Raw genomic sequence first — 3,842 nt, 5'->3', positions numbered from 1 at the left:
CGATCCGGCCAGAGTGCCGCCGCCCGGCGCAGGGCGGCGGCGGTGGTCTCGACGTCGCCGGTGGTCTCGACGTCGCGCGGGGCGGCGGCGGAGCTGTCGTTCATCGCGGACTCCTCGGGTGCTGCGGGTGTGGCGCCCACCACGGTACCAAGCACCTGCTTGGTCGGCCCCGTGCTCAGTACCTGAGCGCGCCCCGGTCGAACGGGACCTGGACCCCCGAGATCGAGCGGGAACCGTCCCCGGCCAGGAACGACACCACGTCGGCGACCTCCTCGGGGGGCATGAAGTCCGCCAGGGTGCTGACGCCGTCCGCGAGGACGTTCTTGAGGGGCATCGGCGAGAAGCTGTGCAGGTACGACGGGAACCGGCCGAAGATCTCCGCCATGCCGTCGGGGTCGATCATCGGCGTGTCCACCGAGTACGGGTGGATCGAGTTGACCCGGATGCCGAACTCGCCCGCCTCGAGGGCGAGTGAGTTGGTCAGCGCGACCAGGCCGGCCTTGGAGGCCGAGTAGTGCCCGTTGCCCGGCGTGGCCTTGAGGCCCGCCGACGAGCTGACGATGATGATCGACCCGCCGTTGCCCGCGGAGATCATCGCCGGCACCGCCGCGCGGATCGTCCGCCACGTGCCGCTGAGGTTGACGCCGATGACCATGTCCCAGTCGTCCTCCGGCAGCTCCCACAGCCGGCCCCAGTTGAGGACGCCGGCGTTGGCGACGACGATGTCCAGCCGGCCGAAGGTGGCGATGGTGCGGGTGACCAGGTCCTGCAGCGGGCCCAGTTCCCGGATGTCGAGGACGGCCGAGAGGGATCTGCCCCCGGCCTTCTCGACCAGGCGAACGGTCTCGGCGAGATCGTCCGGTGTCGGCGCCGGGTAGGAGACGGACTCGGATACGGGGGCGCAGATGTCGGTGACCACGACGTCCGCGCCCTCCGAGGCGAGACGGACGGCGTGGGCCCGGCCCTGTGCCCGGGCGGCGCCGGTGACCAGTGCGACCTTGCCCTCCAGGGGCGTGACGGGTGTGCTCATGTCGACCATCACACCCGACGCGGTCCGCGGGGGCGGCCGGTTCCGGCAAACCAAGCAAGTGCTTGGTAGAGTGGCCCCATGACCCAGAGCACCAGGCCGGCGTCGGAGATGACCGACGACGAGTTCGCCGCGGAGTTCCGCACGTGGCTGGACGACAACCTGACCGGAGACTTCGCCGAGATCAAGGGCACCGGCGGGCCCGGCAGCGAGCACCAGTTCTTCGCCCGACGCCTGGCCTGGGAGCGGCACATGGCCGAGGCCGGGTGGACCTGCGTGGGCTGGCCGGTCGAGTACGGCGGCCGCGGGGCATCCCTGAGCCAGCAGGTCCGCGTGCACGAGGAGTACGCCAAGGCCGACGCCCCGGCGCGGGTGTCGCACCTGGGCGAGACGCTGCTCGGGCCCACCCTCATCGCGCACGGTACGCAGGAGCAGAAGGACCGTTTCCTGCCGCGGATCCTCGACGTCACCGAACTGTGGGCGCAGGGGTACTCCGAGCCCGGCGCCGGATCCGATCTGGCGAACGTGTCCACCACCGCGCGCCTGGGCGAGGACGGCAGATGGCATCTGCACGGGCAGAAGGTGTGGACCTCCCTGGCGCACCTGAGCCAGTGGGTGTTCGTCGTGGCCCGGACCGAGGAGGGGACCAGCCGTCACAAGGGCCTGAGTTTCCTGCTGGTGCCGCTGGACCAGCCGGGCGTCGAGATCAGGCCGATCCAGCAGCTCACCGGGACCTCGGAGTTCAACGAGGTCTTCTTCGACGACGCCGTCACCGACGCCGGGATGATCGTGGGGGAGCGGGGCGAGGGCTGGAAGGTCGCCATGACCCTGCTGGAGTTCGAGCGGGGTGTGTCCACGCTCGGTCAGCAGGTGGGCTTCGCCCGCGAGCTCGACCAGATCGTGGCCATGGCCCGGTCCAACGGCAGCGCGGAGGTCCCCGCGGTGCGCGAACGGATCACGCGCGCCTGGGTCGGGCTCAAGGTGATCCGCGCCCATGCGCTGCGTACCCTCGCCGAGCGCGACGCCTCCGGGGGTAACGCCTCCGCGGCCAAACTCCTGTGGGCCACCTGGCACCGCGATCTGGGCGAGCTGGCGATGACCGTGCAGGGGGCGGAGTCGCTCACCGGGCCCACGCACGACTCCGAGGGCGCGGCCAACGACCTGCACGACCCGGAGCATCTCGAGTTGGCGCGGTGGCAGCGGCTCTTCCTGTTCACCCGCTCCGACACCATCTACGGCGGATCCAACGAGATCCAGCGCAACATCATCTCCGAGCGCGTGCTCGGACTACCCCGAGAGGCCAGGCCGTCATGACCCAGCACAAGTCCCCCCTCGCCGCGTCCCCGCTGTCCACGGTGCCCGAGGAGACCCCGGGACACGGGCTGCTCGCGGGCAAGAAGGTCGTGGTGACGGCGGCCGCCGGCACGGGTATCGGGTTCTCGGCCGCACGTCGCGCCGCGCTCGAGGGTGCCGACGTGCTGGTGTCGGACTTCCACGAGCGCCGCATGAACGAGGCCCGCGACACGCTCGCCGCCGAGTTCCCCGAGCAGCGGTTCGAGGCCATCACCTGCAACGTGCAGTCGACCTCGGACGTCGACGCGCTGATCTCCGGCGCCGCCGAAAAGCTCGGCCGCATCGACGTGCTGGTCAACAACGCCGGCTTCGGAGGCGAGGGTGAGCTGGTCGACATGACCGACGAGGACTGGGACCGGGTCCTCGCCATCACGCTCAACGGCACGTTCCGCGCGACCCGCGCGGCGCTGCAGTACTTCCGCGACGTGCCCCACAACGGGGTGATCGTCAACAACGCCTCGGTGCTGGGGTGGCGCGCGCAGCGGGCGCAGGCGCACTACGCGGCGGCCAAGGCCGGCGTCATGGCGCTCACCCGGTGTTCCGCGATCGAGGGCGCCGACTTCGGCGTGCGCATCAACGCGATCGCGCCCTCCATCGCCCGCCACGCGTTCCTGGAGAAGTCGGCCTCCGCCGAGCTCCTCGACGAGCTCGCCGCCAAGGAGGCGTTCGGGCGGGCCGCCGACGTCTGGGAGGTGGCCGCGACCATCGCCATGCTCGCCAGCGACTACACCACCTACCTCACCGGGGAGGTCGTCTCCATCTCGTCCCAGCGGGCCTGACCCGCGGTGGCCCCGGGCCCGGGGCTAGGCGTTCCGGATCTTCTCGACCTGCTTGCCGAAGGCGTCCACAGCCGTGTCCCGTTCCACGTCGGAGACCGGCCCCACACCGTTGGCGACCGTGACGGAGACTCCGATCCCCCGCACGACCCCGGTGATCAGGACGTTCCCCGTGAGCATCTCCTGCCCCATCATGTCCATGGTGTTGGTCTGCGAGATGGCGGCGAAGTGCTCCACGCCCTCGGGAGCCTGGAGTTCCAGCAGCGAGTTCTCGGCCCGGGTGGTCACCTCGGTCCCCTCGAGGGGGATCGTGACCGTCATGGTCGGGCAGTCGGCGATGAGCTGCTCACGAGCGGGAAGGCTGTCGGTCACCGTCGTCACGGACACCGCGTACGCGGAGTTCCCGCTCTGGCCCGCCTGGATCGCCATCGCGCCCGGTTCGGCCTGGGCGAGGAAGGCGTCCTGGCTGAAGTCCGCGCAACGCTCGGGGTCGACACGGATCCCCGCGGCGATGTCCTCCAGCGCGCCGACCCCTCCCGCGATGTCCTCGGACGAGACGGGGGACAGGCCCAGTTCGGGGGCGTCGTCGGCGTTCAGCACCAACTGGTCGACGCCTGCGTCCGGCGCGCCCGGTGCGCTCGTCGGCTGGCCCCGGGGCGCCTCGGCCACCGCGGTGGTGGTGCCCG

4 protein-coding genes are annotated in these 3,842 nt (G+C 71.1%); 2 read left to right on the top strand and 2 right to left on the bottom strand.

From position 1 onward, the window contains the following. Positions 1 to 175 precede the first annotated feature (175 nt). Positions 176 to 1,030, bottom strand: coding sequence for a mycofactocin-coupled SDR family oxidoreductase (locus G6021_RS03740; RefSeq protein WP_182610489.1), 855 nt, complete (start codon positions 1,028 to 1,030; stop codon positions 176 to 178). Positions 1,031 to 1,108: 78 nt separating this feature from the next. On the opposite strand from G6021_RS03740, the gene G6021_RS03735 reads away from it, so the two are divergent. Then, positions 1,109 to 2,341: an acyl-CoA dehydrogenase family protein gene (locus G6021_RS03735; RefSeq protein ID WP_182610490.1), complete on the top strand. Its 1,233-nt coding sequence runs from the start codon at positions 1,109 to 1,111 to the stop codon at positions 2,339 to 2,341. Continuing rightward, positions 2,338 to 3,159: an SDR family oxidoreductase gene (locus tag G6021_RS03730; RefSeq protein ID WP_182640694.1), complete on the top strand. Its 822-nt coding sequence runs from the start codon at positions 2,338 to 2,340 to the stop codon at positions 3,157 to 3,159. Before G6021_RS03735 ends, G6021_RS03730 begins: the two co-directional genes overlap by 4 nt. A gap of 24 nt (positions 3,160 to 3,183) precedes the next feature. Here G6021_RS03730 and G6021_RS03725 read toward each other — a convergent pair. Beyond that, the coding region (locus G6021_RS03725; protein ID WP_182640693.1) for a hypothetical protein at positions 3,184 to 3,842 on the bottom strand (659 nt) is incomplete at its 5' end.

Origin of the sequence: Dietzia sp. CW19, from assembly GCF_014145265.1 — a bacterium.
Lineage (GTDB): Bacteria > Actinomycetota > Actinomycetes > Mycobacteriales > Mycobacteriaceae > Dietzia > Dietzia natronolimnaea.
Note: the sequence above shows the minus strand (reverse complement) of the source record. Positions and strands in the feature narration are given on the sequence as shown.